The sequence below is a fragment of the Paraburkholderia elongata genome, from assembly GCF_013177735.1.
GTDB lineage: Bacteria > Pseudomonadota > Gammaproteobacteria > Burkholderiales > Burkholderiaceae > Paraburkholderia > Paraburkholderia elongata.
The window spans coordinates 16,750-43,598 of sequence record NZ_WOEZ01000119.1 but is presented as its reverse complement, the minus strand read 5'-3'; the positions used below and the strand labels follow the sequence as shown (position 1 = coordinate 43,598).

Annotated in this window: 16 protein-coding genes and 3 pseudogenes; 7 read left to right on the top strand and 12 right to left on the bottom strand. The window is 63.5% G+C overall.

The annotated features are described in order from the left end of the window. Positions 1 to 206: 206 nt before the first annotated feature. The 7 genes and pseudogenes from GNZ13_RS22295 to GNZ13_RS22265 all read right to left on the bottom strand — a co-directional run. Positions 207 to 953 (bottom strand): FadR/GntR family transcriptional regulator, encoded by a 747-nt coding sequence (locus GNZ13_RS22295; RefSeq protein WP_172168109.1) that lies wholly within the window; start codon positions 951 to 953, stop codon positions 207 to 209. Positions 954 to 1,099: 146 nt separating this feature from the next. After that, positions 1,100 to 2,896 (bottom strand): S10 family peptidase, encoded by a 1,797-nt coding sequence (locus GNZ13_RS22290; protein WP_172168107.1) that lies wholly within the window; start codon positions 2,894 to 2,896, stop codon positions 1,100 to 1,102. 121 nt (positions 2,897 to 3,017) lie between these two features. Beyond that, a complete protein-coding gene (locus GNZ13_RS22285) occupies positions 3,018 to 4,205 on the bottom strand; it encodes a pyridoxal phosphate-dependent aminotransferase (protein WP_172168105.1) in 1,188 nt (395 codons plus the stop codon). A gap of 149 nt (positions 4,206 to 4,354) precedes the next feature. Next, entirely contained in the window at positions 4,355 to 5,836 is a 1,482-nt protein-coding gene (locus tag GNZ13_RS22280; protein WP_172168103.1) for an RNA polymerase factor sigma-54, read from the bottom strand. Positions 5,837 to 6,155: 319 nt separating this feature from the next. Then, positions 6,156 to 6,689 carry a type VI secretion system lipoprotein TssJ gene (gene tssJ, locus GNZ13_RS22275; protein WP_172168101.1) on the bottom strand — a complete coding sequence of 178 codons (534 nt, stop codon included), beginning with the start codon at positions 6,687 to 6,689 and terminating at the stop codon, positions 6,156 to 6,158. Positions 6,690 to 6,704: 15 nt separating this feature from the next. Continuing rightward, a complete protein-coding gene (gene tssG, locus GNZ13_RS22270; RefSeq protein ID WP_172168099.1) occupies positions 6,705 to 7,811 on the bottom strand; it encodes a type VI secretion system baseplate subunit TssG in 1,107 nt (368 codons plus the stop codon). Next, positions 7,808 to 8,614 (bottom strand): annotated as a pseudogene (locus tag GNZ13_RS22265) (type VI secretion system baseplate subunit TssF); the annotation flags it as partial. The gene tssG and the pseudogene GNZ13_RS22265, both read right to left, overlap by 4 nt. On the opposite strand from GNZ13_RS22265, the pseudogene GNZ13_RS22260 reads away from it, so the two are divergent. Then, positions 8,607 to 9,383, top strand: a pseudogene (locus tag GNZ13_RS22260) (AAA family ATPase); the annotation flags it as partial. The pseudogenes GNZ13_RS22265 and GNZ13_RS22260 overlap by 8 nt on opposite strands. 11 nt (positions 9,384 to 9,394) lie before the next feature. Continuing rightward, on the top strand, positions 9,395 to 9,817 hold the full coding sequence (gene tssE, locus GNZ13_RS22255) for a type VI secretion system baseplate subunit TssE (protein WP_172168097.1): 423 nt from the start codon (positions 9,395 to 9,397) through the stop codon (positions 9,815 to 9,817). 183 nt (positions 9,818 to 10,000) lie between these two features. Here the strand turns inward: tssE and GNZ13_RS53880 are convergent. Next, positions 10,001 to 10,093, bottom strand: a pseudogene (locus GNZ13_RS53880) (DUF1488 domain-containing protein); the annotation flags it as partial. A gap of 57 nt (positions 10,094 to 10,150) precedes the next feature. Here GNZ13_RS53880 and GNZ13_RS22250 point away from each other — a divergent pair. After that, positions 10,151 to 10,720, top strand: coding sequence for an FUSC family protein (locus GNZ13_RS22250; RefSeq protein ID WP_172168167.1), 570 nt, complete (start codon positions 10,151 to 10,153; stop codon positions 10,718 to 10,720). On the opposite strand, the gene GNZ13_RS22245 is transcribed toward GNZ13_RS22250, so the two are convergent. Continuing rightward, positions 10,717 to 11,754 carry an AraC family transcriptional regulator gene (locus GNZ13_RS22245; protein ID WP_172168095.1) on the bottom strand — a complete coding sequence of 346 codons (1,038 nt, stop codon included), beginning with the start codon at positions 11,752 to 11,754 and terminating at the stop codon, positions 10,717 to 10,719. The genes GNZ13_RS22250 and GNZ13_RS22245 overlap by 4 nt on opposite strands. Positions 11,755 to 11,870: 116 nt before the next feature. Here GNZ13_RS22245 and GNZ13_RS22240 point away from each other — a divergent pair, with 116 nt between their 5' ends. Further along, positions 11,871 to 12,227 (top strand): carboxymuconolactone decarboxylase family protein, encoded by a 357-nt coding sequence (locus GNZ13_RS22240; RefSeq protein ID WP_172168093.1) that lies wholly within the window; start codon positions 11,871 to 11,873, stop codon positions 12,225 to 12,227. Positions 12,228 to 12,252: 25 nt separating this feature from the next. Here GNZ13_RS22240 and GNZ13_RS22235 read toward each other — a convergent pair whose 3' ends face one another. Then, positions 12,253 to 13,302, bottom strand: a complete 1,050-nt coding sequence (locus GNZ13_RS22235) for an aldo/keto reductase (protein ID WP_172168091.1) — start codon at positions 13,300 to 13,302, stop codon at positions 12,253 to 12,255. 341 nt (positions 13,303 to 13,643) lie between these two features. Here GNZ13_RS22235 and GNZ13_RS22230 point away from each other — a divergent pair, with 341 nt between their 5' ends. Then, positions 13,644 to 17,000 (top strand): autotransporter outer membrane beta-barrel domain-containing protein, encoded by a 3,357-nt coding sequence (locus tag GNZ13_RS22230; protein WP_172168089.1) that lies wholly within the window; start codon positions 13,644 to 13,646, stop codon positions 16,998 to 17,000. A gap of 95 nt (positions 17,001 to 17,095) precedes the next feature. Then, the gene (locus GNZ13_RS22225; RefSeq protein WP_172168087.1) at positions 17,096 to 21,649 is read left to right on the top strand and encodes a DEAD/DEAH box helicase; all 4,554 of its coding nucleotides are present in this window, start codon (positions 17,096 to 17,098) and stop codon (positions 21,647 to 21,649) included. Positions 21,650 to 21,746: 97 nt separating this feature from the next. On the opposite strand, the gene GNZ13_RS22220 is transcribed toward GNZ13_RS22225, so the two are convergent. Continuing rightward, positions 21,747 to 23,069, bottom strand: coding sequence for an IS4 family transposase (locus GNZ13_RS22220; RefSeq protein ID WP_172159923.1), 1,323 nt, complete (start codon positions 23,067 to 23,069; stop codon positions 21,747 to 21,749). A 279-nt stretch (positions 23,070 to 23,348) separates the two neighbouring features. On the opposite strand from GNZ13_RS22220, the gene pdeR reads away from it, so the two are divergent. After that, the gene (gene pdeR, locus GNZ13_RS22215; protein WP_172168085.1) at positions 23,349 to 25,352 is read left to right on the top strand and encodes a cyclic di-GMP phosphodiesterase; all 2,004 of its coding nucleotides are present in this window, start codon (positions 23,349 to 23,351) and stop codon (positions 25,350 to 25,352) included. A 183-nt stretch (positions 25,353 to 25,535) separates the two neighbouring features. On the opposite strand, the gene GNZ13_RS22210 is transcribed toward pdeR, so the two are convergent. Then, a complete protein-coding gene (locus tag GNZ13_RS22210) occupies positions 25,536 to 26,423 on the bottom strand; it encodes a crotonase/enoyl-CoA hydratase family protein (protein WP_172168083.1) in 888 nt (295 codons plus the stop codon). Positions 26,424 to 26,849 lie beyond the last annotated feature (426 nt).

The window sequence follows — 26,849 nt, the reverse complement described above, 5'->3', positions numbered from 1 at the left end:
TTGTGGCCACCCAGTAAGACTGGTCATGCTGGTCTGACCAAGAATTATATAGGGAAGCCGCCGGACGGTGTCAACTGGAAATCGCTGGTGGAACGGGCTGCGTGGATCGCTACGCTGCAGCGCAGGTGTGCGATCCGCCGCTCGCGAGGCAGCGCGAGCGGAGCTCAAAAGGTCAGATAACCCGGAGAATCAGAAGCCCGGCAGACTCAGGAAATCACGCTCGGCGAAGGTTTCGTCGCGTCTTCCTTGTACATCTCGCGCACGTAGGTCAGATGACGCTCGGCGGCCTTGCGCGCCTTTTGCGCGTCGCGCGCGATGACCGCGTCGTAGATGGCCTGATGCTGGCTCATCAACTGTTTTTCCATCGCGTCGTCGTAGTCGATCAGGCGATGGTACTGGCGCATGCCTTCACGAATCAGCGTATGGATGCCGTGCATCACATGTGCGAGCGCGATGTTATGCGTGGAGTCGGCAATTGCGAGGTGAAACGCGGCATCCAGTTCCGCCAGGTTCACGCGGTCTTGCGACTGGGAGCCGGCCTTCAATGCTTCAAACGCTTCGGTAATTTTCTGCAGATCGGCCGCCGTAGCGCGCTCCGCCGCGTACACCGTCGAAATCGATTCGAGACCTTGGCGCAGTTCGAGAATATCGGCACTGGTGCGCGGATTTTGCAGCAGCAGTTCGGCGAGCGGCTTGGAGATGATCGGCGCGGTGACGTCGACGACCGTGAAGCCGCCCCGCCCCGACGTTTCGATATAACCGTCCGCTTCCAGCCGGATCAGCGCTTCCCGCAACGACGGCCGAGAGACACCGAGCTGCGTGGCCAGATCGCGTTCGGCCGGCAACCGGTCGCCCGGCATCAGCGCGCCGTCCGAGATCAGTTGTTTGATCTGGTCGGACACCACGTCGGAAAGTCGTTTGCGCGTGAAGGACTGGATCGGGAGAAATGGCATGGGAAGCGCGGGTGAAGCCTGGGTTGGTGAAACCGGGTTGGCGAAGCCGTAGACAACGGCATGGACGCACCTTCGAACGAGTGCGCCAAAGTGGACGCAAAGTGGACAAATTATACCGTTCAACGACTTGCCGCTGTTTATGAAAGCTAGCCCGCGCCCGCCGCATAGAAACTCGCCAGATCCCGCTTGACCGCATGCAACGCGGCATCGTCGAGATAAATCATGTGGCCGGTCGGGTAGTAGCTAATGCGCACGTTGGCGCGCAGCGGCGCATCGATACCCAGATGCGCGAGCGCGTACTCGGTCGCATAGAACGGCGTGGCAAGGTCGAAATAGCCGTTCAGCGACATCACGCGCAGCTGCGGATTCTGCCGCATCGCTTCGGCGAGATCGCCCGCCGCATATGGCACGGACAAGTGTTCACCCCACCACTCACGATGTTTCCAGTCCCACTGCGTCAACGCATCGTCGTTGAAGACGCGGTAGTCGTCGGCAGGCGTGAAGTGCAGGTCCTGCGCAAGATGCTGATGAAGCGCGGCGTCGAAAGCGCTCTGCACGCTGCTCACCGATGCATCGAAATCGGGACGCTCGGACACGCCGTCAAACTCGAGTCCTTCGAAACGGGCATCGTAACGACCGACGCTGCGCGACTGATCGCGCAGCAATTGACTGCGAAAGCGCGATGGGTAGAGACGCAGGCGGCTTCGCTTCACATAATCGACGTCGAGCCCGGTGAACTGTGCGACGCGTGCGGCAATCTCGTCGCGCTGCGCGTCAGGCAACGCGTCACCCTGCGCGAGCGCTTGCGCATAGGGCCCACGTGCGAACGCGCGAGCCTCATCGAGAAAGGCCGGCAGATTGGCCGGCTTCGGAACGATCTTGTCGTGATACCACGCGATGGCCGCAAAGCTCGGCAAGTAGCTTTCGCTCTGGAAGTCCGACCCGGGTGAAAACGCCGAGGAATCGAGCACCGACGACATCAGGATCACGCCGTTGATCGCGATATTGTTTTGCCCCAGCTGATACGCGAGCATCGCGGCGCGCGCGGTGCCGTACGATTCGCCAAGCAGATACTTCGGCGAATTCCAGCGCTGGTTTACCGTCAGATAGCGATCGATGAATTGCGAAAACGCGTCGAGGTCTTTATCGACGCCCCAGAAGTCCTTCCCCGTGCCATGCCCAACGACTCTCGACAAGCCCGCGCCCACGGCATCGATAAAGACCAGATCGGTGGTATCGAGCAGGCTATCGGGGTTGTCGTCCAGCACATACGGCGCCGGCGGCGTGATCGCGGGACTCGCCGTGCGCACCCGCTTCGGCCCGAACGAGCCGATCATCAGGAACACGCTGCCCGCACCCGGTCCGCCGTTGAAGAGGAATGTGACGGGGCGCGTCGAAGGATTTTTCGTGGCGGCGGTGTAGGCGACATAGAAAACGCTCGCATTGGCTTGGCCGGTCCTGTCACGCAGCAACAGGTTGCCGGCGGTCGCCGTGTAGTCGAGCTTGCGGCCGTCGAGCCGGATCGAATGCGGGGTCACCACGGCGCTTTCCGGCGGCACGGGGATCGCCGTGGTCTCGGGTTTGCCGCTGTGCTGCGGGTGATCTTGCGTATTGTTCGAGCTGGCAGCGGCAGCCGGTGGCGGCGAGCCAGTGCGCGCTGGATTGGCGCTCGGCTCCTTGACTGGCTGGCCGTTCGCATCGACGGTCTGCTCGGTAGTCTCTGCCTGAACGCCCGGCACGCTGGGCACGCTCACCGTGCTGGCCGGCGACGTAGCTCTTTCCGTGCGGGCCGTTGCAGCGGATGAGTCGTCCAGTTCGGCCGCCGCGCACATCTGACTGAACGCGGCGATGATGGCGAAGACGAGCGCCATCGCCACCAGAGCAGCCGCCATGGATCCTGCCACCAGTGATCGGTGCAACCAGAGATAGAAGCGAAGGGCCATGGGGTTTCCGGCTACGCGTCGATAGGCGTCGATGTTCCGGCTGTCCAGATTAAGACGAACTCGGCGAACGATTCTTGACGCCAAGCATCGAAGACGTCAATCGAAAACTGGCTCTAACTGCCTACGCCCGACTACGCACCGGCAATCCGCCGACGAACTCGGCAATTCGCTCGCACGCTTCGATCAGGCTCGCTTCGTCGACCACGAAACCCAGCCGCACGAAGCCGTTCGCCGTCTCGCCGAAGGCGCTGGCGTCGAGCAGCGATACGCCTTGTGCGCGAAACAGTTGCCAGGTGAAATCGACCGTATCGAGACCCGTGCCGCTGACGTCGACCATCATGAACATGCCGGCTTCGGGCAGCAGGCAACGCAATCCCGGCACGCGGTGCAAGCGCTCGAACACGACGTCGCGACGGCGCCGGTAAATCTCGCGCATCTCAGCGACGATCGGCGCCTTATTCCGCAGGGCCGTCAAGGCGGCCTCCTGGATGAAGCCCGGCAAGCCGTAGAGCATGGCCAACGCGAGCCGCCCCATATGCTCGATCAGCGTGGCAGGCCCGATCGCCCAGCCCACGCGCCAACCCGCCATTGCATGCGATTTCGACAGACTGCCGAGCGTCACCGTGCGCTCCGCCATGCCCGGCAACGCGGCGATGCTGACGTGCTCGCGCTCGAACGTGAGATCCGCATAGACCTCGTCGGACAGCACCCAAAGGTCGTGCTTGCTGGCAAGCCGGGCGATGCGCTCGAGGTCGGCACGCGGCATCACCACGCCGGTCGGATTGCAGGGCGTGGCAAAGAAAATGGCCTGAGTGCGCGGCGTGATGGCCGCTTCGAGCGCGTTGCAGTCGAGGTGAAACGCTCGTGCGGGATCGACCGGCACCGGCACGAGCGTGGCGCCCGCGGCGCGCACGCAGGCCTCGTACGTGAGATACGTCGGCTCGGGGACGATCACTTCGTCGCCCGCTTCCAGCAGGCACAGCGATGCGGCGAACACGCCGTTCTGCGCACCCGCCGTCAGAATCACGTTGGCCGCGCTCACGGCGCAACGAGTGGTGCGCGCGTGTTCTTCGGCAATCGCCGCACGCAGCGGCTCACGCCCCGACACGGCGCTGTAATGCGTATCGCCGCCGCGCAACGCCTCGATTGCGCGCTCGACGATCGGCGCGGGCGTCGCGAAGTCGGGGTCGCCCACGCTCAGCACGATCACGTCTTCGCCATTGGCGAGCGCCTGTTGGGCAACGCGATGGATTTCCCACGCCGACGTGCGCCTGCCTTGCAAACGCTCGACCAGATTCGAGTACTTCATTGACTCACCCCGTTTCGACTTGAGCCGCCAATGTAATGGGGCACGCGCGAAACGTCCAGATACGAAAAAGAGTCACGCGAGCAGTCAGTCTCGCGTGACCCTTCGATGAGTCTGCTTTAACGGGAGCGAGGTAAGCTTAAACCCGACGCTTAAACCTGCCGGCGCAGTTCGGCCGGCGGCACCTTCATCAGATGGCGGTATTTCGCCACCGTGCGCCGTGCCACCAGCACACCCTGATCCGCGAGCATCCTGGCGAGCGTCACATCCGACAGCGGATCGCGCGTGTTCTCCGCGGCGATCATTTCCTTGAGCAGCGCGCGCACGGCCGCGGCCGAACAGGTGCCGCCGCTTTCCGTACCGAGCTCACGCGGGAAGAAGTGTTTGAACTCGAAAATGCCGCGCGGCGTGGCCATATATTTGTTGCCGGTCGCGCGCGAGATGGTGGACTCGTGCAGACCGAGTTCGTCGGCCACATCGCGCAGCACCATCGGTTTGAGCGCGATTTCACCGTACTGAAAGAATGCCTTCTGATGCGCGACGATGCATTCGGCCACGCGTTGAATCGTATCGAAGCGCTGCTGCGCATTGCGGATCAGCCAGCGCGCTTCCTGCAACTGCTGCGCGAGCGGCGAGCGGCTTGCACCGGCCGACTGCGCGAATAGCTCGGCATACATGCGATGAATGCGAGCGCGCGGCTGCACTGCCGGATTGATCGCCACCACCCATTTGTTGAGCACCTGACGCACGATCACGTCCGGCACCACGTAGTTGTCGTCGGCGCGGCCGTAGCTGTTGCCCGGCTTCGGGTCGAGCTTGCGCACCAGCGCGCAGGCCACCCGCACGTCCTCGGCGCTGCAGCCAATCTGTTTCTGCAGTTCAACCTGTTCGCGGCGCGCGAGGCGTTCAAGATGATGTTCGACGATTTGCCGCGCCACACCGCGTCCCGGTGTGTCAGTGGGCAAGGCGTTGACCTGCAGCGACAGACACTCGGACAGCGAGCGCGCGCCGAGACCGGGGCGATCGAGCGATTGCACGAGGCGCAACGCCACCAGCAATTCTTCTTCGGTCAATTCAGGTTTGAGGTCGACGCTATCCGCGAGGTCGGAAAGCTCCTGACGCAGATAACCATCGTCATCGAGCGCCTCGATGACGAAGCGGGCCACCGCGCGATCACGGTCGTCGAGTCGATACAGACGCAGCGAGTCGTGCAATTGCTCGCGCAAGGTCGGTTGGCAACGCGCCCATTCGGCGGGATCGCTACTGTCGGCGTCGCCATTCTGGCGCATCGAACTGCGGCTACCGTAGTCGCCCGAAAAGTCGGCGGGCATGTCATCCTGCCCCGCGACCTCCATCGTGTCGCTGCCGCTGGTTTCAGCAGGCGACGATTCAGGTTCGGCTGCGGCGACCGTTTCCGTGGTGGGCATCGCGCCGGCGTCATCGCCAGGCGTTGCGGTGGCGAGCGCGACGTCTTCCGTGTCGGTCGAGTCGTACTCGAGGAACGGATTGGTGTCGAGCGCGGTGCGCAACTCCTGTTGGAACTCTACAGACGACAACTGCAACAGACGCACTGATTGCTGCAGACGCGGCGTGAGTGCGAGAGACTGCCTTGTGCGTAGTTCAATTGACGGCATTGTCGAGAGGTCCCGTTAAGAGCTGAGAAATGGTACGTGGGCTCTCTATAGAGCAACTGTCATACCAGCTCGCCCAACACACTGTTTTTTCTAAGTTTTGCCTTTTCAGGCCCGCCGGTTGCGCAGCCGGCGAGCGCCATTTTTACAAGGACACGGCAATTTCCGGTCGTGGGCCTTGCGGGCCGGCGGACGGTGCGCCGGACGTGCCCGCCCTGCTATTCCTCAGTCTGAATGCATGTGCCGTAACGGCTTTTCCCGAAATCCAGCGTCAGACAAGTGTCTCAGCTGTTTCGAGTTTGACGAACGGTGTTGATGGGCTTCATTGATTCGCCCTCACACCCGGTTCGTCACCGGGCGCGGCCAGTTCGCTGGCAAGGAGTTCCAGTTTGAGTGGCGCATCGGCAGAGAGCGTTTTCCTTGGAATAACACGACGCCAGGTCCCATTCGAATCCGGGTCCCGGTAGAACGCGACCACACCCACGTATTCCGTGCCGGGCTGCATCGGCTGCGACATGCTTGCGGAAGCGCCTGGATTGACTACCGTCGCGATGCTGGCCTGCAGATCCTGCGCGAGGACGGTCTTGTCGTTCTTCAGCAGATCGTCATACGACGCCTTGTCGAAGAGCTTTCGATCCTTGAGCTGGTACACGCGCACGGCGACTGACGTCGATCGCTTTGCTTCGTCGGGGTTGACCGAGGCGCGCGCGGTCAGGTCGACGTTCAGCACTTTGACCTGTTTGTAGAAGACGGCGTGATACGCACTTGAGGTCGAATCCGATACTGCTTGCCATGCACCACATGCGCTGAGCATCAGACTGGCGGCAAGGAGGGTCGTGGTTAAACGGATGGGCATAGAGGTACTCCAGAATCAGGCAAGCGACGCGAGGAACGGGTTCGGCCCCGGCGCCGGAAACGCTTCATAAGAACCGAGCGGAATGGTGATCAGACGTTCGTCGTCTGAAGGCAGGACAGTGGTCCAGGCAAGACGCGGTGCCGGACCTTCGTGCGCCGCGCCGATTTTCGGAGGAGGCGCGATTCGCGACGAAACCTCCATGCGCAGGAACACGTCGGCCTTCGTACCGGCGTACAGACGGATAAAGGCCATCAGCTCGCGATGCAGCCATGCGCCTGGTAACAGGTCATGGGCCTGTTCCGCACTCGCTGGCCGCAATGTCACGCGAGCGGCCCGGCTCCGGTATGCGAGTCGCGTGCCCAACACGTAGCCGCCACCGAGGCCACGGCGCTTGCCCTCGCCCTGTGCGCCGTCAACACTGCCCGCAGATGTGAGCGGTTGAGGCTTGCCCGCGCCCTTGAGGGTCGGGAAGAACTCGTCGACACGAACATCGACACCGGGCACGGCGAGTGCGACGACACCGGCGAGACCTTCAGGCGTGCGCGTGCGCTGGATCAGCAGTCCCAGCAGCGCGAGCACCCGCGAGTCGGGCAGCCCGGCGCGCGCGGGCTTCTCGCCCCAACCAAAACCTGCCAGCGACAGCAGCTTGCGCGAATGGCCGTCGGTGCCGCCCGGGCGGAAGCCGATCGGGTAGCGGTACTTCTTCCACGCGCGATACAACAGCGTGACAAGCCGGTGATTGAACTGGTCGAGATACGCTTCGAGCGCTTCGTGTCCTTCGGTTCGCAGCACGATGTCGTCGATCATGTGCGAGGGCATTGCCGCGTCCACGCCGTACAGGCCCATGAACGTCGTGCGCACGGTCGGCGGGACGTTGGGTCCGTATGTGAAACCCTCCTCGTCAAACTCGACTGTGGCGATTTCGCCGGCCGGAAAGCCGACGCGCGCTCGCGGGCGAAATCTCACGGGTTCGTGTTCGGGCGTGTCACGCGTACCGAAGCCGGGGCGCTCCGGTACGCGCACTTCGAGCAGTTGGCACAACTGCATGAAGTTCATCATCGGCGCGCGGGCGAGCAGCGATGCGACCAGCGGCTCCAGGTTGGGTAGCTCTCTCGGCTTCATAGCGGGGAGCGCAGCGCCTTGCTGCGCGGCCATTCAGTGCGTTGCTGCGACGGCAGGCTTACGATCGCGAGCTTTGTGAACAGGTTGATTTCCGCATACAGCGCGAAGAACCGGTGCAGCAGTTCACCGAACAGCATCACGTCGCCTTCTCCCGCAAATGCGTGGCTGTCGAGCGTGACCTCGATCAGCACACCCCGTTCGACCGAACCACCCGACACCTCTTCGAGCAGTTCTTCCGACACGTGCAAGATGCCCGCAAGGCGGCGGCGATTGAGCTCGTCATTGGTCCAGTCGTAAAGCGCAAGCGCACCGCGTAACACTTCCGCGTTCATCATCGACAGGAAGTTCGGCGCAAGGTGCGACAGCACCCGCCACTGGAAGCGGTCGCCGGTGGGCGGATAGAGCGGCAGTGTCGGCGCTGCCAGATTGCGCACGGCCGAAACGTTGGGCGTGCTCTCGCCCAGTTCGTTGATGTTCGCTTCGCGCAGGCCCTTTCTCGGCAGCATGCCGTTCGTGCCCGTCACGCGTAGCGACAGGTTTTCTGCCGGCAGATCTTCCATCGACTCCCACGCGTGACCGCCGAGGATGACCCACGTGTCACGCAGGCCTGTCACGCCCTGCCTTACACGGGTATGGAAGTACCGCTCCGGCGCCTCATGCCGCAACATCCCGCCGCGGTGCCGGAACGTCGCGAAAGGTACGTACTCGTAGCGCTCCGCGCTGGCATGATCGAACGATTCGATGGCGTCGACAGAGTAGGTTTCGACGTTGGCACCCTGGTGGCCGGCGGCCACGACGCGGTACCAGGAAGCCCATACCGTTTCGCAACTGAAGGGTTCGCCTCCCGGCTATGTCGGGTACGGCCGGGGTGGGATTCTCACCGAAGCCGTCCGGCAGCGGCCCTATAGCGTCGTGCTGCTCGATGAAGTAGAGAAAGCACACCGTGACGTGCTCGACATGTTCTATCAGGTGTTCGATCGCGGCACGATGCGCGACGGCGAGGGCCGCGAGATCGACTTCCGCAACTGCGTGATCCTGATGACGTCCAATCTCGGCAGCGCGCAGATCGACGAGGCCACGACGGAGAACCCCGACATCTCGCAGGCGGCACTGCTCGACGCGATCCACCCCCAGCTTGTCGCGCACTTCCAGCCCGCGCTGCTTGCCCGCTTCCAGACGCTGGTCTACCGGCCGCTCGACGCCACGGCACTCGCATCGATCGTGCGATTGAAGGTCGCGAAGGTCGCCGAACGTCTGCACCGTCTTTACGACGTCACGCTTGTAAGTGGTGACGCGTTGACCGGATCGCTCGCACAGCTGTGCCTCGCACGCGAATCCGGCGCACGCAGCGTCGATGCGTTCCTCAACCAGCTCCCCGCCGTGTCGCGTGAACTCCTGACGCGGATGGCAGGAGGCTTGCTGCCGGCAGAAATTCACCTGTCGATGTCCCCCACGGGGACTTCCTCCGGGGCGTCGCGGGATGAGCGTCTCGTGATTGACTTCATCGATCGCCACGACAAATCGTCTCTCGCCAACACGGCCGCTGACGATCCGGTAGCAGCCGGTACCTGACGGAGAACGCGATGCCAGTCGGCCCTTCCCTGTACGACAAGCTGCTTGGCCAGATCGGTGGTGAGCCCCTAGATGCCTACGACGACAGGACACTCGAGATACTGAGCATCCAGCAGAACATCCGTCGCATTCTCAACGCACGGGCGGGCGCGCTCAAGCACCTGCCCGATTACGGACTACCGGATCTCACGAATATCTACAAGGCGCTACCCGCTTCGGCACATTCGCTCAAGCAGCAGACGGAGGCGACACTGCTTGTATACGAACCGCGCATCCGGTCAATCGACGTGGAGTACATCGACAATCCTGACCCCGGCGTCCTGGTGAGCTACGAAATGACGTGTCATCTGAAGAAAGCCGGACTGGTGCGGTTCGGAACATACTTCGAGCCGCCGGGCCGTATGCGCGTGCAGCGGATTCAGGCGGAACGCTGAACTGGGCAGGTCACGCGAAACGATCGGACCTATCGGTTTCTCGAAAATCCGGAAATCGATTGGACCGCGTGACGGGGCCGCATCGGCAATGATCGAGCCCGACATTCGTCGGGCCGTTTTGCCGCCTACCACGTCCAGATCCACACGAAAGCCTTCACCTCAGGCGGTAGGCACGCGCCCGAACTACGCGGTCGTGCCGCGATCGGGTTCCATGCCTTCCGCTCTAAACAGTCCACTATGCAACATCACGCCATCGCCGTCGTTCTGGTCGAGTGCAAATTGGAGTCGCTAGAATACGAGTCCTTCACGCCGCGACAGGCTCTTCCCCATTCGATGACCGCTCCCGACAATTCAAGACGTGCAGCACGAGCGAGCGCTGCCAACTCGCTGTTTGCTTTTCTCAAGTCGCTGCCGCTGGGCGACCGGCTGGCCGAAGGCGGCGTGATGGCCGCGCAGGCGGTGGCCGGCGCAAGCCTCGCGTTCGTAATCGGCCGTTGGCTGCATACCGAACAAGCCTTCTGGGCCGCGATTACGGCGATCGCAGTGAGCCAGCATAGCTATATCGACACCCGCAATCTCTCGCGCGATCAGTTCATCGGCGCGATGGTCGGGGCCATTTGCGGCCTCGTCGGCGCAACGCTCGGCGGCGGCAATCTCGCGGCTTACGCCGCCACGGTTGCCGTGGCCATCGTGACTTGCTGGATTGTGAACGTCGGCAGCGCGGCACGTCTGGGCGGCATTACCGCGACCATCATGCTGTTGGTGCCGGGCATGGGTTCGCCTTGGGACAGGGCCCTGCTGCGCCTCGGCGAAGTCACGCTCGGCACGGTCTGCGCATTGCTGGTGACCCTGATCATGTCGTGGATCGAGAAGCGCTGGTTCGGCAGACCCGAGAAGGCCTAGCCGGCTTTCTGATCGTTCTCATGCGCTTGACGCCGGTAACGTCCCGGCGTCACACCGACGCTCTGCTGAAACGCCTTGCCGAAAGCAGCTTCCGATTGATACCCCACTGCCTCACCGATCTCCGCTGCGCCACGCTGCGTGCGCAGCAGCAGATCGCACGCAATTGTCATGCGGATCTGCGTGAGAAAGTCCATCACCGTCATGCCCGCGCGCTCATTGAAGTGGCGCGCATATGTCGCGCGGGACATCGCCGCCAGTTCACCTAGTTCCGCGATCGTCCACGCCCGCTCGGGAGCGCTCAGCATGCCTTGTACAGAAGCGCCGAGACGCGCATCGGCCAGCAGCGCCAGCACGCCTGAGCTGGATGCATTCTGTTCGCCATGCACGCGCAAGGCCATCGCGAAGAGTGCGTGGCTCAATGCGGTGACGATCGCGAGCGCGCCGGGCTGACGTTGCTCGGCTTCGGCGCGCATCAGCGCAATCACCGTCTGCAACGTGCCGAGCGTTTGCACGCCGCCGAGCGACACATGAAATGGATCGGGCAGTGCGTTGAGCAGCAACGCAGAGGACCCGGGCGCGTAGATGAACCGGCCGCATAGAAGATCGAGATCGGCGCCGACGTTGCGCTCGCCGTTGGGATTGTGCGCATGGGCGCCATCGCCGACGTTTTTGCGCACGTCGCTGGCCGCTTCGCTGACGGCGTGATTGTGCAGAGCGTCGCGACCGTCATTGCGGCGCACCGGCAGCATGCCGTCATGACTCAACGTCAGCGGCGCGCTGGCAGCCGCTCGCCCGACATCGCGCACCCGATGCGCGGCGCCACGGGGGAGCAGCACGAAATCCCCCGCGTGCAGCGCAACCTGCGCGCCACCCGCAGTCTCGACGACGCACGCCCCGTCTAGCACCAGATGAAAAGGCGCAATTCCCGGCTCCATCGGCGCATGGTCGATGTCGAAGCCACCCGTGAGCAGGCAACGCAAATCGAGGCTGGCTTGCGGCCGGGCCAGGTCGATCAGTCGGCTGAGTGTATCCATGAGACGATCGCGCTAAAAGTTGAGCGAATCGAGTATTCAGGATGTCGCGGCACAGCGCAATACTTTGTCGCACGCACCGGCACCCGCCGGCGCGCTGCAAACAAAGGAGCACTGTCATGTTGAACTGGATCGATTACCGCAAGGAACTGTTCGGCCGCATCGGTGAGATCGCCAAACTGTCACCGGATACCGTGAAAGCCTATCAAGCGATGTCGAGCGCAGGCCAGAAGGCCGACCTTCTCGGCGCGAAGACGCGCGAGCTGATTTCGCTTGCCGTCGCCGTGACCGTGCGATGCGACGGCTGTATCACCGTGCACACCGCGGAAGCGCTGAAACACGGCGCAACACGTGAAGAGATCGCCGAAGCGCTCGGTGTAGCGGTCGCCGTGAACGCCGGCGCCGCGATGGTGTACTCGGCACGCACAATGGACGCCGTTGCCGCGTATCAAGCGGACAGCAAGCCCGCGGCTTGAAGGACGCGGCAACTTCCTGCACGAGTTATACCGGGTGACGCGCCTCTTCAAGCTGCTTGCGGCGCCCCTCGCCCTGGCGTTCCAGCATCCAGCCCGGGTACTCAGCCGGCAGCGTGCTGACCTGATCGAGCTTCGCAAGCTCGTCGGCGGTCAACGTGACGCCAGTGGCGGCGATATTGTCGTCGAGTTGCTCGATTTTCTTCGCCCCGACGATCACCGAGGTCACCACGCGCTGATGCAACAGCCATGCGAGCGCGATCTGCGCCACCGACACCTTCTTCGCCTCCGCGATATCGCGCATCACGTCGATGCAGTCATAAGCGCGCTCGCGATTGACCGGCGGAAAATCGAACGTCGTGCGACGGCTGCCTGCTTCGCCCTGCTGTTCGCGCCCATATTTGCCGCTCAGCAAGCCGCCCGCCAGCGGACTCCACACCATCAGTCCAAGACCTTCGCTGCGCAGCATCGGCACGAGTTCGCGTTCGAGGTCGCGGCCCGCCAGCGTGTAATACGCCTGTAGCGTTTCAAAGCGCGCGAGGCCGAGGCGTTCCGAAATGCCCAGCGCCTTCACGATCTGCCACGCGGCCCAGTTCGACACGCCGACATAGCGCACATGTCCATGCTGAACCAGCGTATCGAGCGCGCGCACGGTTTCGTCGATCGGCGTGGCCGGATCGAAACCGTGGATCTGATACAGGTCGACGTGATCGAGTTGCAGGCGCTTCAGGCTCGCCTTGACGCCGTCGATGATGTGATAGCGCGAGGCACCGCGTGCGTTCGGGAATTCTGCCGTCGGGCCGAATACTTTGGTTGCGACCACAACTTTGTCGCGCGGCACTTTAAGGTTTTTCAGCGCCTGACCCGTGATCTGTTCGGACAGGCCCTCTGCGTAGACGTCGGCCGTGTCGATGAAATTGATACCCGCGTCGAGCGCCCGGCCGACCAGCCGCTCCGCGTCCCCCTGCTGCAGATCGCCGATCTGCTTCCAAATGCCTTCGCCACCGCCGAAGGTCATCGTGCCCAGGCACAGCTCTGAAACAAACACACCGGTACGGCCTAACTGGTTGTATCGCATCGTCGAGACTCCATCATGGATTCGTGGATCGGTGAGGCGAACAGAGTACTGCACCTGGCAAATTTCGGCAGGACCATGCATGGGTCCTGGGCAGCCACCAGGCGAACGAATATTTCAAACTCCTTACGGTTAACGCAGCAGCTTTGGCAGAAATTTTCCCGCTCGGAAAATCGCCTTGGTCCTCTACGAGCGAGGCGCCATGCGGGTCTCCGGCAAGCGTCGGCGATTCACAACATATTCGTAAGTTATGCCGGGGGCATTTGGAAACTTTCAGTAAGGCGTGTATAAGTCTGACCATTCCGCTCGTATGGTGTAGTGCCCTTCCCAAAAGGACCGCGCGTATGAAGAAGAAGAAGAAAACGCTTGGAATCGGCTTGGGCAGCGTCGTGCTGCTCTCCAAAGCACTCACCCCTTCCGCGATGGCCGCGTGCAGCAATACCGCACCGCCGAGCAATACCACAGTCACCTGCACGGGCAGCGGCCTCGCCGCCGTCGTTGCGCAAACCGGCAGCACGGGTGTGACGATCAATGCCGATAGCACCGCCTCGGGCAGCTTCGTACACAGCGCCACCCCGGTCGTCTTCAGCGTCGACACTACTAGCACGATCAACAGCAGCGGCAACTTCTCACTGACAGGTGGTGGCGGTTCGGGCACCGCGCGCGGCGCCGTGCTGCTCGGCGTGGGCAACGGCAATCAGATCACCAACGCGAGCGGCGGGGGCATCACCACGACCGCTGCCTACAACGACGGCATGGCCGCCAACGGCAGCGGCAACACCCTGATCAATCGCGGCTCGATCACCACCAGCGGCCCCAACGCTTACGGCATGACAGCGGCGTGGGGACAAACGAACGTCGGCCAGTCGAGCAACACGCTGATCAACAGCGGCACGGTGACGACCTCAGGCAGCAACGCGCGCGCGGCATCGATTCTGGGCGGCAGCGGCACCATCAACAACAGCGGCACGCTGTCCACCACGGGCGCGGCCAGTCCAAGCGCTTATCTGCAAGGCAATAACGACCAGTTGATCAACAGCGGCACGATCAGCGCGAGCGGCAGCGGCTCGGATGCGGTGTTTTCGAACACCGCGGGATCGAGCTTCGTGGCAACGATCCAGAACCTCGCGGGTGGCAGCATCATCAGCCAGAACGGCTCCGGCATCCGCACGCTCAACGGCAACACCACCGTCATCAATGCGGGCCTCGTGCAAAGCGGCATCGGCACGGCCATCACGATGGGCAGCGGCAACGATTCGCTGATTCTGCAAACCGGCTCCGTGATCAACGGCACGGCCGACGGCGGAGCGGGAACGAACACGGTGACCTTGCAAGGCTCAGGCACGGCGTCAAATGCGTTTACCAACTTTCAGACCTTGCAGATGCAAGGCGCATTGTGGAACTGGACCGGTAGCGGCACCTTCTCGCTCGCGCATGTGCAGACCGGCACGCTCAACCTCACCGGCACGCTCGGCGCGAGCGCGACAGCGCTGGTCGATAGCGGCGCGACCTTGCAGGCTAACGCGCAAAACCTGCCCTCCAACGTCACCGATAACGGGCTCGTGCGGTTTGCCCAGGACAACGCGGGCACTTATGCAGGATCGATCAGCGGCGCAGGCGCAGTCGATAAAACCGGTGCCGGCGTGTTGACACTCGCGCCGGCTGCGGCGAGCGGCAACACCTACTCAGGTGGCACGACAATCGATCAAGGCACGATCGCCGTCGGCGCGGACAATGCGCTCGGGGCGAACACGGGTGGCCTCACGTTCAACGGCGGCGCAATGCAATTGACGACGAGCTTCGACCTCGCCGGCACGCGTGCGATCACGCTGGCAGCCGGCGGCGGCACGATCGATACGCAATCGTTCAATACCACGCTCACGCAGGCAGTAAGCGGGACCGGCGCCCTCACGAAAACCGGCAGCGGCAGCTTGCTTATGACAGGCGTGAGCACCTATAGCGGCCCAACCACGGTCGCAGCGGGCACCCTCGCGGTCGGCGACGCAGTCCATGCCAACGCCGCGCTTACCGGCGGCGGCGCCACCACGGTGGCCGGGGGCGCAACGCTCGGCGGCTATGGCAGCGTGACGGGCGCAGTCACGAACAACGGCACGCTCGCCGTGGCGAATGCATTGCCGTCGTTTGCAAGCGGGGGGATCGGCGCGTTCTCGATCAACGGCTCGCTGGTGAATGCCGGACTCGTGCAGATCGGCGGCCCGGCCGCTGCGGGTGTCGGAAACCGGCTGAATGTAACGGGCAACTACACCGGACAGAACGGTGCCATTGGACTCAACACCGTCGTCGCCGGTGACGGCGCAGCGTCCGATCGCCTCGTGCTGAGCGGCGGAACGGCCACCGGCTCAACCCACCTGCAAGTCACGAACGTCGGTGGCCAAGGCGCACAAACGGTAGCGGACGGCATTCAAGTGGTTCAAGCGACCAACGGCGCCACCACGGATTCGAGCGCTTTCACGCTGGCCGCACCGGTAAAGGCCGGCGCATATTCCTACTACCTCGCCAAAGGCGGTGTGAGCAGCGGCACGACGGACAGCTGGTATCTGCGCAATACGGTTGCGCCGCTGCCGCCCGCGACTACATCAGGCGTGCCGCCGGTCACGACGCCGGGCGCGCCTAGCACGCCTGGCACACCTGGCGCGCCGCCCGTTGTAGCGCCCGGCGTACCGATTGCGGCCGCGGGCACGCCGCCTTTGCCTCCCGCGCCGCCCGCAGGCTCAGCCGCCACGCCGCTGTATCGCGTCGAAGTGCCGGTCTACGCCGCGGCGCCTGGCGTCGCGCGTGAACTCGGCCTCATGCAGATCGATACGTTTCATGACCGGCAAGGCGATCAGGCCTTGTTGAACGAAAGCGGCAAACTGCCTGCCGCATGGGGCCGCGTGTGGGGCGGCCATAGCGTGCTGAGCCAGGACGGCACGGCAAGTCCGCAATTCGACGGTTCCGTGTATGGCATCCAGGCCGGGCAGGATCTTTACGCGGATCGCAGCGCGAGCGGCCAGCGCAATCACTACGGCTTGTTGGTCGGTTTCGCGCGGGCCACGGGCGACGTCAACGGCTTCGCGCTCGGCATGCCCAATCTCGCCGTGGGCCACCTGGCGATCAATGCATACAGCCTCGGCGGCTACTGGACGCATATCGGTCCGGGCGGCTGGTATACGGACGCCGTGTTGATGGGGAGTTCGTTGACCGTCGATCCGGTCTCGCGCGACGGCATCGCCACGACGACGCACGGCAACGCGGTGACCGGTTCGCTCGAAGGCGGCCTGCCGATTCCGCTCGGCGCGGGGCTCACGCTCGAACCGCAAGCGCAACTCGTGTGGCAGCACCTCACGCTGTCCGATTTCAACGATGGCGTGTCGAGTGTCAGCTTCAACAGCGGCAATACTTTCGTCGGACGAATCGGCGCGCGCCTGCAAGGTCAGTTCGATGCCTTTACGATCGCCTGGCGGCCTTATTTGCGCGTCAGCTTCTTACGCGAGTTCGGCTCCGACGACAAAGTCACCTTCGGCGGCGGGACCGTGATGCCGGGCACCGTCGGGCAAACGGCGGCGCAACTCGGCGCGGGCGTGGTCGGCAAATTCAGCGCGTCGGGCAGCGTGTTTGCGACGCTCGGCTGGGTGACGAACCTGGGTGGCGCGCACCAGAGAACGGTGACAGGCGATGCGGGCGTGCGCTGGGTCTGGTAGCAACCTTTGCCACCCAACCGTCGGCAAAGCCGGTAAAAACCTGCCAGACTGTTCGCTGATCTTCGTAACAGTCCGGCGCTTGCCGGCCTCTGGATATGGCACGCCGCGTCCCCATCTATGCCAGCATGACTTCGGCCTCGACATCCGCCACCGCGTTAGGCGTGACCTCTGATTCTTCGGACTTCGATCCGCCATTGCGGGCGGCTCCAGATGCCGCTTCGGGCCACGCATCGGACCCCGCTTTGTGCGCCGCTTCTAACCCCGCTTCGAACCCTTTACCGGCCAGCGCGCTGGATAACTTCCATCCCGCAGTCGCCGGCTGGTTCCTGAAGACCTTCCCCGCCCCCACCGACGCCCAGGCTTCCGCCTGGCCGCAGATTCGCAGTGGGCGCTCAACCCTCGTCGCCGCGCCCACCGGTTCGGGCAAAACCCTCACGGCCTTCCTGTCTGCGCTCGACGACCTCGTCCAGCAAGGCCTCGCCAACGGCGGCGCCTTGCCCGACGAAACGCTGGTGGTCTACGTCTCGCCGCTAAAAGCGCTCTCCAACGACATCCGCATCAATCTGCAAGTGCCGTTGCAGGGCATCGCCGCGGAACTCGACGCGCGCGGCCTGCCGCCGCTCGACATCCGCACCGCCGTGCGCACCGGCGACACCACGCAGCAGGAGCGCAACGCGCTGAAAAAGCGCGCGCCGCATATTCTCGTGACCACGCCCGAATCGCTGTACGTCCTGCTCGGCTCAGATTCCGGCCGCCGCATGCTGTCGACGGTGCGCACGGTGATCGTCGACGAAATTCACGCACTCGCCGGCAGCAAGCGCGGCAGTCATCTGGCGCTCAGCCTCGAACGGCTCGACGCGCTGTGTCAGCGGCGCTTGCCGCGGATCGGTCTGTCGGCGACGCAAAAACCGGTCAGCGCCGTAGCGCGCTTTCTGGTGGGCGGCGCGAGGATCGAAAGCGGCGTTCCCGCCGACTGCGCGATCATCGACGTGGGGCACATCCGCGAGCGCGATCTCGCGCTGGAGATTCCGCCCGTACCGCTCGAAGCGGTGATGCCCAACGAAGTGTGGGAGCGCGTCTACGACCGGCTCGCCGAACTGGTGGCGATGCATCGCACCACGCTGATTTTCGTCAACACGCGCCGCATGGCCGAACGGGCCGCGCGCCATCTGACCGAGCGCCTGGGCAAGGACGTGGTCGCCGCGCATCACGGCAGTCTCGCCAAAGAACATCGTTTCGACGCCGAACAGCGCCTGAAACGCGGCGAGTTGCGCGTGCTGATCGCCACCGCTTCGCTGGAGTTGGGCATCGATATCGGCGACGTCGATCTGGTCTGCCAGATGGGTTCGCCGCGCGCGATCGCGCCGTTCCTGCAACGTGTGGGGCGCTCGGGCCACCATGTCGGCGGCATGCCGAAGGGCCGGCTTTTTCCGGCCTCGCGCGACGATCTGATCGAATGCGCGGCGCTGCTCGACTGCGTGCGGCGTGGCGAACTCGACGCGTTACGGATTCCGCGCGCGCCGCTCGATGTGCTCGCACAACAGATCGTCGCCGAGGTATCCAGCGCCGAATGGAACGAAGACGCACTGTTCGAGATGATGCGGCGCGCAGCCCCCTACGCCGACCTGGAACGCGAACAATACGACGCCGTGCTGCGCATGCTGGCCGAAGGCTATACGAACCGCAACGGCCCGCGCGGCGCCTATATTCACCGCGACGTGGTGAGCGGCACCTTGCGTGGCCGGCGTGGCGGAAAACTGGTCGCCGTGACTTCGGGCGGCACGATTCCCGAGAACGCCGACTACGCGGTGGTGCTCGAACCGCAGGCGATCAATATCGGCACCGTCAACGAGGATTTCGCCGTCGAGAGTCTGGCAGGCGATGTGTTTCAACTCGGCAATGCGTCGTACCGGATTCTGCGGATCGAGAGCGGCCGCGTGCGAGTCGAGGACGCGCAGGGGCAGCCGCCGAATATTCCGTTCTGGCTCGGCGAGGCGCCGGGGCGCAGCGATGAACTGTCGTTCGGCGTCGCGCGCTTGCGAGAGCAGATTGGACGCTTGCTCGATGGGAAGGAGGCCGATGCCCAAGTCATACCCGCACGCATTGAACGCGCAATCGACTGGCTCGTCGACACCCTCAATCTCGACGAAGCCGCCGCCCGCCAGATCGTCGACTATCTCGCGCGTGCACGCGCCGCGCTAAGCGTGCTGCCGACGCAAAACACGCTCGCGATGGAGCGCTTCTTCGACGAATCCGGCGGCACGCAACTCGTGATCCATGCGCCGTTCGGCAGCCGCGTAAACCGCGCGTGGGGTCTCGCGTTGCGCAAGCGTTTTTGCCGGACCTTCAACTTCGAACTGCAGGCCGCCGCCACCGAAGACGCGATCGTCCTCTCGCTGACCGGCAGCCATTCGTTCGTACTCGACGAAGTGTGGCGCTACCTGCATTCGAACAGCGCCGAACATCTGCTGATCCAGGCGCTGCTCGACGCGCCGCTCTTCGGCGTGCGCTGGCGCTGGAACGCGACCACCGCGCTCGGCCTGCCGCGTTATACCGGCGGGCGCAAGACTCCGCCGCAATTGCAGCGCATGCGTAGCGAAGATCTGCTCGCGAGCGTGTTTCCCGAGCAGGCCGCGTGTCTGGAGAACATCGTCGGCGAGCGCGAACTGCCGCATCATCCGTTAGTGGACCAAACCGTCGACGACTGCCTGCACGAAGCGATGGACAGCGAAAGCTGGCTTGCATTGCTGCGTCGTATCGAACAGGGCAACGTGCAACTGATCGCTCGCGATTTGCCGGCGCCCTCGCCGCTTGCCGCCGAAATCCTCAACGCCAAGCCGTACGCCTATCTCGACGACGCACCGATCGAAGAGCGTCGCACGCAAGCCGTGCTGAACCGCCGCTGGACCGATCCGTCTAGCGCTGACGACCTCGGCGCACTCGACGCCGACGCGATCGACAGCGTGCGCGACGAAGCATGGCCGCAGGCGCGCACCGCCGACGAGATGCACGAAGCGCTAACGGGCCTCGCCTGCATCACCGGGACCGAAGCGCGCAACAATGAAGGCTGGCCGGCATGGCTCGCTTCGCTTGCCGTATCCGGCCGCGCGAGCCGCCTGCAGATCACCGCGGACGACGCGCTGTGGCTGCCCGCCGAGCGCCTGACCTGTTTCCAGGCGCTCTACCCTGACGCCCCGTTTGAACCGCCGCTCACCGCACCGAAGGGCTACACCGACGCCTGGAGCGCCGACGACGCCCTGCTCGACGTGCTGCGCGCCCGGCTGACCGGCTTCGGCCCGCTGCCGGTGCGCGCGATTGCCGAGGCGCTGAGCTTGCCCGCGGCATCCGTTGAACAAACGTTGACGCGCCTCGAAGCGGAAGGCTACGTGATGCGCGGCCGCTTCTCGCCGGGCGCAACCGAAGAAGAATGGTGCGAACGCCATTTGCTTGCGCGGATCCACCGTTACACGGTGAAACGCTTGCGGCGTGAGATCGAGCCGGTGGAACGGCACGACTTCATGCGCTTTCTATTCGAATGGCAGCATTTGACGCCGGACACCCGCAGCGAGGGACGCGACGCTTTGGCCGCCGTGCTCGACCAGCTGGAGGGATTTCAGGCCGCGGCGGGCGCATGGGAAGAAGACATTCTGCCGGCGCGCGTCAAGGCGTACGCGAACATTTCGCTAGACGAACTATGCCGTGCCGGCAAGATCGTCTGGACCCGCCTCACCGAGCGGGCCCGCGGCGCGGCGGGACCCGTGCGCAGCACGCCGATCGTCCTTTTGCCGCGCGCCCAGGTGCGCGTATGGAGCGCGCTGATCGACCCGTCGAAACAACCGGAGCTATCGGCCCGCGCGCAGCGCGTCCATGACACGTTATCGCAACATGGCGCGATGTTCTTCGACGAATTGCTGACCGAAGTAAGCGGCTTGCGCATGGAACTGGAGAACGCGCTGGGCGAGCTGGTTGCAGCGGGCCTCGTGAATTCCGACAGTTTCGCCGGCTTGCGGGCGTTGTTGAAGCCCGTCGCCAAACGCAGTCCTTATAGTGCCCATGCGAGCAGCCGGCGTGTCAGGTCGAGCGCATTGATCGGAGGAATGGACGACGCGGGACGCTGGGCCCTGGTCAACCGGCAGCCCGTTGCCGCTGCAGCGGAAACCTCGCCAGCGCGCCGTCAGCAGTTCGCCCCCGAGATACTCGAACATGTCGCGATGACTTTGCTGCGCCGTTATGGGGTGGTGTTCTGGCGCGCGCTCGAGCGCGAGGCCGAATGGTTGCCGCCGTGGCGGGATCTGTTGCGCGTGTTTCAGCGGCTCGAAGCACGCGGCGTCGTTCGCGGTGGGCGATTTGTGAATGGCCTCGCCGGCGAACAATTTGCTCTACCGGAAGCGATTCCGTTATTGCGTGAAGTTCGACGGCATGCGAACGATGGTGCTTTTGTGTGTGTCGCCGGAACCGATGCTTTGAATCTTGCAGGCACGTTGCTGGTCGGCGAACGGGTGCCTGCTGTTGCGGGGAATCGGGTTTTGTATCGGGATGGTGTTGTTGTCGCGACACTTGTTGCGGGGGCTTTCTGGTTCGCCCCCTCGGTGGAAGCGATTCCCGCGGAACGGGAGCGCGCACGAAGCATGCTGGCTCGGCGGTTCTGAGGCAATTTTGATGCGCTTTCGACGCTTTGCACGAGCGCGCCCGAAACAAGGGCCTAAAGCCCAGCCCTTTCAAGGTCTTTGCACATAGGGACGCGGATCAGGATGCTTTTTCGCGGGCACGCTTTAGCAAACGTGCGGTGCTGTGATGGGATCGCGCTGTGGCGGCTTCAACGTAAGGAGTGGATTGGCGCGTCTTGGGCCCGCGCTTGCGGGTGCGTACCTGAAACGGATCGACGTGGCTGGCAAGTTCGAGTAGCTTGCCGGCCATCACTTCGGGCGCCGCGTCGCTCCAGTGCGACCAATGCTGAGGTGGCACCGCAATGAGCATGCCCTCATACTGGCCGCGAATTTGCAGTGCCAGGTAATACGTCGATACGTCGGGTGCCGCGCTGTTCGCTTCATCAGTTCGGGTATGTGCGATCTCGACGCTGCGCTTGAGCACGGACAGCACGTTGTACGCCAGAATCGCCACGGCAAAGCCCAGTAACGCGGCACGCGGATGCCCGAGCGAGCGGATTTCGCTATGCAGGACCGACTCGAGCCGCTGGAACATGCCTTCTATGCGCCAGCGCTTGCGGTACAGACGGGCGATCTCATGTGCGCCGACGGTGGCAGGCAGATTGCTCCACAACCGGATTACGGTGTCGCCCGCCTCGGTGGGCTTGTCCAGCGTCAGTTCAATTCGCCGCCAGGCGAAGCCGGCCTTCAGATCAAGCCGTTGCTCGCGCACCCGACCGGTTTCGACACGTGCGCCATCCACCCAGGCGCCGCTGCCCTCAAGCGGCGGGCTGTTTTTACCGTGTTCGCGCACGATGAAGCAGGCCTGCGCCTGATGCCAGCCCAGCAGGATAGTGCTGGTGCAGAAGTTCCGGTCCGCCAGCCACAGTTCCCCCGGCCCGGCGCAGTCGATCAGCGGGGCCATGGCCGAACGCTCCTGCGCATGCGCGTCCTCGATGGCCACCAGATCCGTCACCAGTCCCAGATCCGGTTCATAGACCACCAGGGCGTGTCCCGGCAAGGCGGCGCCTCGCTGCCCGCGCAATGCCGCCAGCCGCTTCTCGCTGGCCGCAAGATGATTGCCATCGAGCACGCGCATACGCCAGCCGGGCAGGCTGGGCGTGCCCGGCCATGCGGCAAGCACCGGCTCAAGACGTTGTGCGCTACCTTGTACCAGCGCACGCAGAATCGCCGGCTCAGTGCGATTGACCTTCTCGTACAGCGCTGCCAGCGACACCGGCAACTGTCTGGCCCGCGTCGCAGCCGCATACAGCGACGGGCTCAGCCCGAGCGATACCAGCGTCATCAGTTCCACCACCGTCGAGAACAGCAACTCCCGTGGATACTGCCTCTGCCGGTGCTCGGCGAATACCTCGTCAACCCATTGCGGCGTAATCGCTCTTTGCAACACAGCGCGCGCCATCACGCACACCGGTGCCTGCTGCTCGAAATGCTTCATCACCTCGTCAAACACTACCTGGCCCCTGCCGTTGAACAGGTCGCCAGGTTACCAGGTTTCTGTCCCCAAGACCTTGAAAGGGCTGGGCCTAAAGCCAAAGACCATCCTGACCGTTAATGTTTATGGGCCCGAACGCCAGCCGCTTCGCTACAATGAGGCCAGTCTTTAAGTATGATGAAGACTGTTTGCCGCCAACCCGCCTTCACGGTGGGGCCCATCGGCACACACGGCCCCGGGGATCTCATGAACGACGACCAACACGATCAGGTGCTTTATGCCCAGTTCGGCACAAGCAGCCCTTGCTGGCGTCTGTCGAGCGACAGCAACGCATTGGAACTCACGCCTGTCACCGGCGACGTGCCGGCCAATGTCGCCATTCCGCTGAATCCCCAGCAGGCCTCGCAAATCCGTTGCCTCACCGGCATCACCTCGCACCTCATCCTCGACGTACGGCTGTTCGGCGAACCGTTACGCCTGCACCTCGTCGGCAAAAAACTCGCCAGCAATACGTGGGCCGGCACCGCCTCGGCCTATGACGACACGGAATCCGTCGCGCGCGACCTGGTCCACGGTCTCTCTTTCGCCGAACAGGTCGTCTCCGAAGTCAACTCCGTCGTGGTCATCGTCGACAGGCACGGTCGTATACAGCGCTTCAACCGTCTCGCCGAGGAACTCACCGGCGTCAAGGAAGAAGACATTGTCGGCCGCAATGTTTGGGCGCTGTTCATGTCCACCGAATCCGGCGCGGCGTCGAGCCAGAACATTGCGGGTTTCTTCAATCGCGGCGTCTCGTACGAGGTCGAGCGGCGCGTGAAAACCATCCACGGCGAACGGCTCTTTCTGTTTCGCAACAAGTTCGTTCACAGCGGCAGCGGCGTCGACGAACAGTTTCTGATCTGCTCGGGCACCGACATCACCGAAGAACGGCTCGCGCAGGAACGGCTCACCGAACTGGCGAACACCGATTCGCTCACCGGCCTCGCCAATCGCAACGCGATCCACGACAAGATCCGTACCGTGATCGAAGAAGCGGCCCCAGGCGAATCGGTCGGCGTGCTGTTCCTCGATCTCGACAACTTCAAGAAGGTCAACGACCACTACGGCCATGTCTTCGGCGATCGGCTGATCCGCGACGTGTCAGCGGCCATCAGCACCTGCCTGAACGAAGGCGATACGCTCGCACGCCTCGGCGGCGACGAGTTCATTGTGCTCGCCGCTAAAGGCACCGCCCACGATCTCGAAGCCACCGCGCGGCGCATTCTCGAACGCCTGCGCACGCCGTTCAGCCTGGGGCTCGTCCAGGTCTACACCGGCTGCTCGATCGGCATCGCACTGCATCCGGAACACGGCGACAACCTCGAATCGCTGATCCGTTCCGCGGACACGGCAATGTACGTTGCCAAAGATGAAGGCAAGCGCACCTATCGCGTGTTCTCGCCCGACATGAACCGCAAGGTCGCCGAGTACATGTGGCTCGACACCAACCTGCGGCGCGGTCTCGAAGAGGGCCAGTTGACGCTGCACTATCAGCCCAAGCTCGTGCTCGCCACCGGCGCGGTGCAGGGCGCGGAGGCGCTGGTACGCTGGAACTCGCCGGAGCGCGGGCAGATCATGCCGGCCGAGTTCATCCGCTATGCGGAAGAATCCGGGCTAATCGGCGTGCTCGGCCGCTGGGTCATGGAAACGGCCGCTAGGCAAGCCGCCAAATGGAAGGCGGACGGCTACAACCTGCGCATCGCGATCAACGTGTCGGCACGGCAACTGGTCGATACCGCCGTGGTGCGGCATTTCAGCGAAGCGCTGGAGCGCGCGAATCTCGATCCCTGTCTGCTCGATCTGGAACTCACCGAGAGCTGCCTGATCGAGGACGAAGCGGCGGCGATCGATCTGATCAAGCAGTTCCGCCAGCTCGGCGCGCAGGTTCATCTCGACGACTTCGGCACCGGCTATTCGTCGCTCTCGCAGTTGGGCCGCATTCCGCTCGACGTCATCAAGCTCGACCGCAGTTTCGTCCGCTCGATCAATGCCGACACCAAAGCGCAGGCACTGGTGCGCTCGATGGTGGTGGTCGCGCAGGAGCTGAATTTCAAGGTGGTCGCCGAAGGCATCGAAACCGAATCGGAAGAGATGTTCATGAGGGGGCTGGGTGTCGACTACGTGCAGGGTTTCATGTACGGTCAGGCCATGCCGGCTGCGGAATTCGAACGCTGGTTGCAGGATAGACAGAAGCTCAGACTGATCGCCTGAGCGGCACGCGCGCCTCGAAGGAAGTCCCCTTGGGGGGCGCCCCGAGCGAAGTCCCCCGCGCCGAAGGAAGTCCCCTTGGGGGATTGGGGAACGCCCCGAAGGAAGTCCCCCGCCCCGAAGGAAGTCCCCTTGGGGGATTGGGGCGCGCCGCTGCGGCTCGATGTTGTCGCGACCCAGATCAATTCAGGCGAAATTGGCCGCGCTGGAGGCTGTCTGGCGCAGGTTTGAAGTACGGCGGTTTTGCAGCATCACCAGCCGCTCCATGAAGGCGAGGTCCTTCTCCTCGATCGTGAAGGCTGCGTCCACCCAGTCTTCGGTAATTTCCATCAACTCGGCGCGCGAGAGTTGCAGCACGCGCTGGCGCGCCCGCAGCATCCCGCGGATGCCGGTCATCTTCGGCCTGAGCGTGTCGATAAAAGTACGCGTCGCCATATAGGCGTCGCCTGGCTCGAACAGCTGGTCGACCAGCCCCTTGCCGAAGTGCCATTCAGCCGTATGCGATTCGCCCACGCCGATCAACTCCTCGGCCAGACGCATGCCCGCCTTGCGCGCGACCAGCGAATAACCACCCATGCCCGGGAACAGGTTGAACGCGATCTCTGGAAAGCCCATGCGCGCATCGTTCTGCGCCAACAGGAAATGGTGCGCCAGTGCGGCCTCGAAGCCCCCTCCAAGCGCCGTACCCTCCACCATCGCGATCGAAATCGCCCCCGTGTCGAAGCCGCGCGCCGCCGCGTGAACGCAATCGACGCAGGCTCGCGCATACGCCATCAGCGCCTGGCGCTTGCCCGAGCGGATCGAGTCGGCAAAGAAATCGAGGTCACCCCCGACGTTGAACATGGACGGAATCAACGAGCCTGTCACCCAGAAGTCGACCGGCAAACCGGACTCCCGTGCTGCCTGCGCGAGACCCAGAATGTCGTGCACCAGATCGAGATTGAAACAGGGACGCGGCTGCGACCGCAGCATCATCCACATGATGTTGCGACCTTCTTCGTAGTAGGCGGAGACTTGCGACAAATTGCCGGCCTCGAGGAACGGGCGGCAGGCGTGGTGGTTATGCAGATTCATTTTGAACGGTCCTTTTAAGGTTAAACACTGGCATTGCAATGCGAGCCTAAAGCAGACCGGAATCGGATGGGAGCGGGGTAACCAACAGATGAATGCAACACCCGTGTGAAGCCCCGCCAGACGGCGCTCTGCGGGGAGGTCAACCATGGGGTAAAAGATGTCGCGGACGCAAACGCTTGCGCACCGGAGATGGGCGAAATTAGCCCGCAAATGAGCAGCAGCTGCAATAAATTAGCGAGCGAGCGAAGCTTGAATTTCTTGCCGGATTTGAAAGAAAAAGAAATAGTCTTCGACTAGGTAATGCAATCGAAAATATAGCTTGTGGATGTTTGTTTTTTTATTTGTGGGCTAACAGACGGAACATTCAATTTGCATATTCGAACGCGGGCGCCCCAGAGCGCCCGCTGATCCACCTGCAACTCATCT

Coding starts and splice junctions, on each gene's coding strand:
- GNZ13_RS22250 (WP_172168167.1), top strand. CDS start 10,151: ATGACCGCTCCCGACAATTCAAGACGTGCAGCACGAGCGAGCGCTGCC.
- GNZ13_RS22220 (WP_172159923.1), bottom strand. CDS start 23,069: ATGGCGCGCGCTGTGTTGCAAAGAGCGATTACGCCGCAATGGGTTGAC.
- pdeR (WP_172168085.1), top strand. CDS start 23,349: ATGAACGACGACCAACACGATCAGGTGCTTTATGCCCAGTTCGGCACA.
- GNZ13_RS22225 (WP_172168087.1), top strand. CDS start 17,096: ATGGCACGCCGCGTCCCCATCTATGCCAGCATGACTTCGGCCTCGACA.
- tssG (WP_172168099.1), bottom strand. CDS start 7,811: ATGAAGCCGAGAGAGCTACCCAACCTGGAGCCGCTGGTCGCATCGCTG.
- GNZ13_RS22210 (WP_172168083.1), bottom strand. CDS start 26,423: ATGAATCTGCATAACCACCACGCCTGCCGCCCGTTCCTCGAGGCCGGC.
- GNZ13_RS22240 (WP_172168093.1), top strand. CDS start 11,871: ATGTTGAACTGGATCGATTACCGCAAGGAACTGTTCGGCCGCATCGGT.
- GNZ13_RS22235 (WP_172168091.1), bottom strand. CDS start 13,302: ATGCGATACAACCAGTTAGGCCGTACCGGTGTGTTTGTTTCAGAGCTG.
- GNZ13_RS22290 (WP_172168107.1), bottom strand. CDS start 2,896: ATGGCCCTTCGCTTCTATCTCTGGTTGCACCGATCACTGGTGGCAGGA.
- GNZ13_RS22280 (WP_172168103.1), bottom strand. CDS start 5,836: ATGCCGTCAATTGAACTACGCACAAGGCAGTCTCTCGCACTCACGCCG.
- GNZ13_RS22295 (WP_172168109.1), bottom strand. CDS start 953: ATGCCATTTCTCCCGATCCAGTCCTTCACGCGCAAACGACTTTCCGAC.
- GNZ13_RS22230 (WP_172168089.1), top strand. CDS start 13,644: ATGAAGAAGAAGAAGAAAACGCTTGGAATCGGCTTGGGCAGCGTCGTG.
- GNZ13_RS22245 (WP_172168095.1), bottom strand. CDS start 11,754: ATGGATACACTCAGCCGACTGATCGACCTGGCCCGGCCGCAAGCCAGC.
- GNZ13_RS22285 (WP_172168105.1), bottom strand. CDS start 4,205: ATGAAGTACTCGAATCTGGTCGAGCGTTTGCAAGGCAGGCGCACGTCG.
- tssE (WP_172168097.1), top strand. CDS start 9,395: ATGCCAGTCGGCCCTTCCCTGTACGACAAGCTGCTTGGCCAGATCGGT.
- tssJ (WP_172168101.1), bottom strand. CDS start 6,689: ATGCCCATCCGTTTAACCACGACCCTCCTTGCCGCCAGTCTGATGCTC.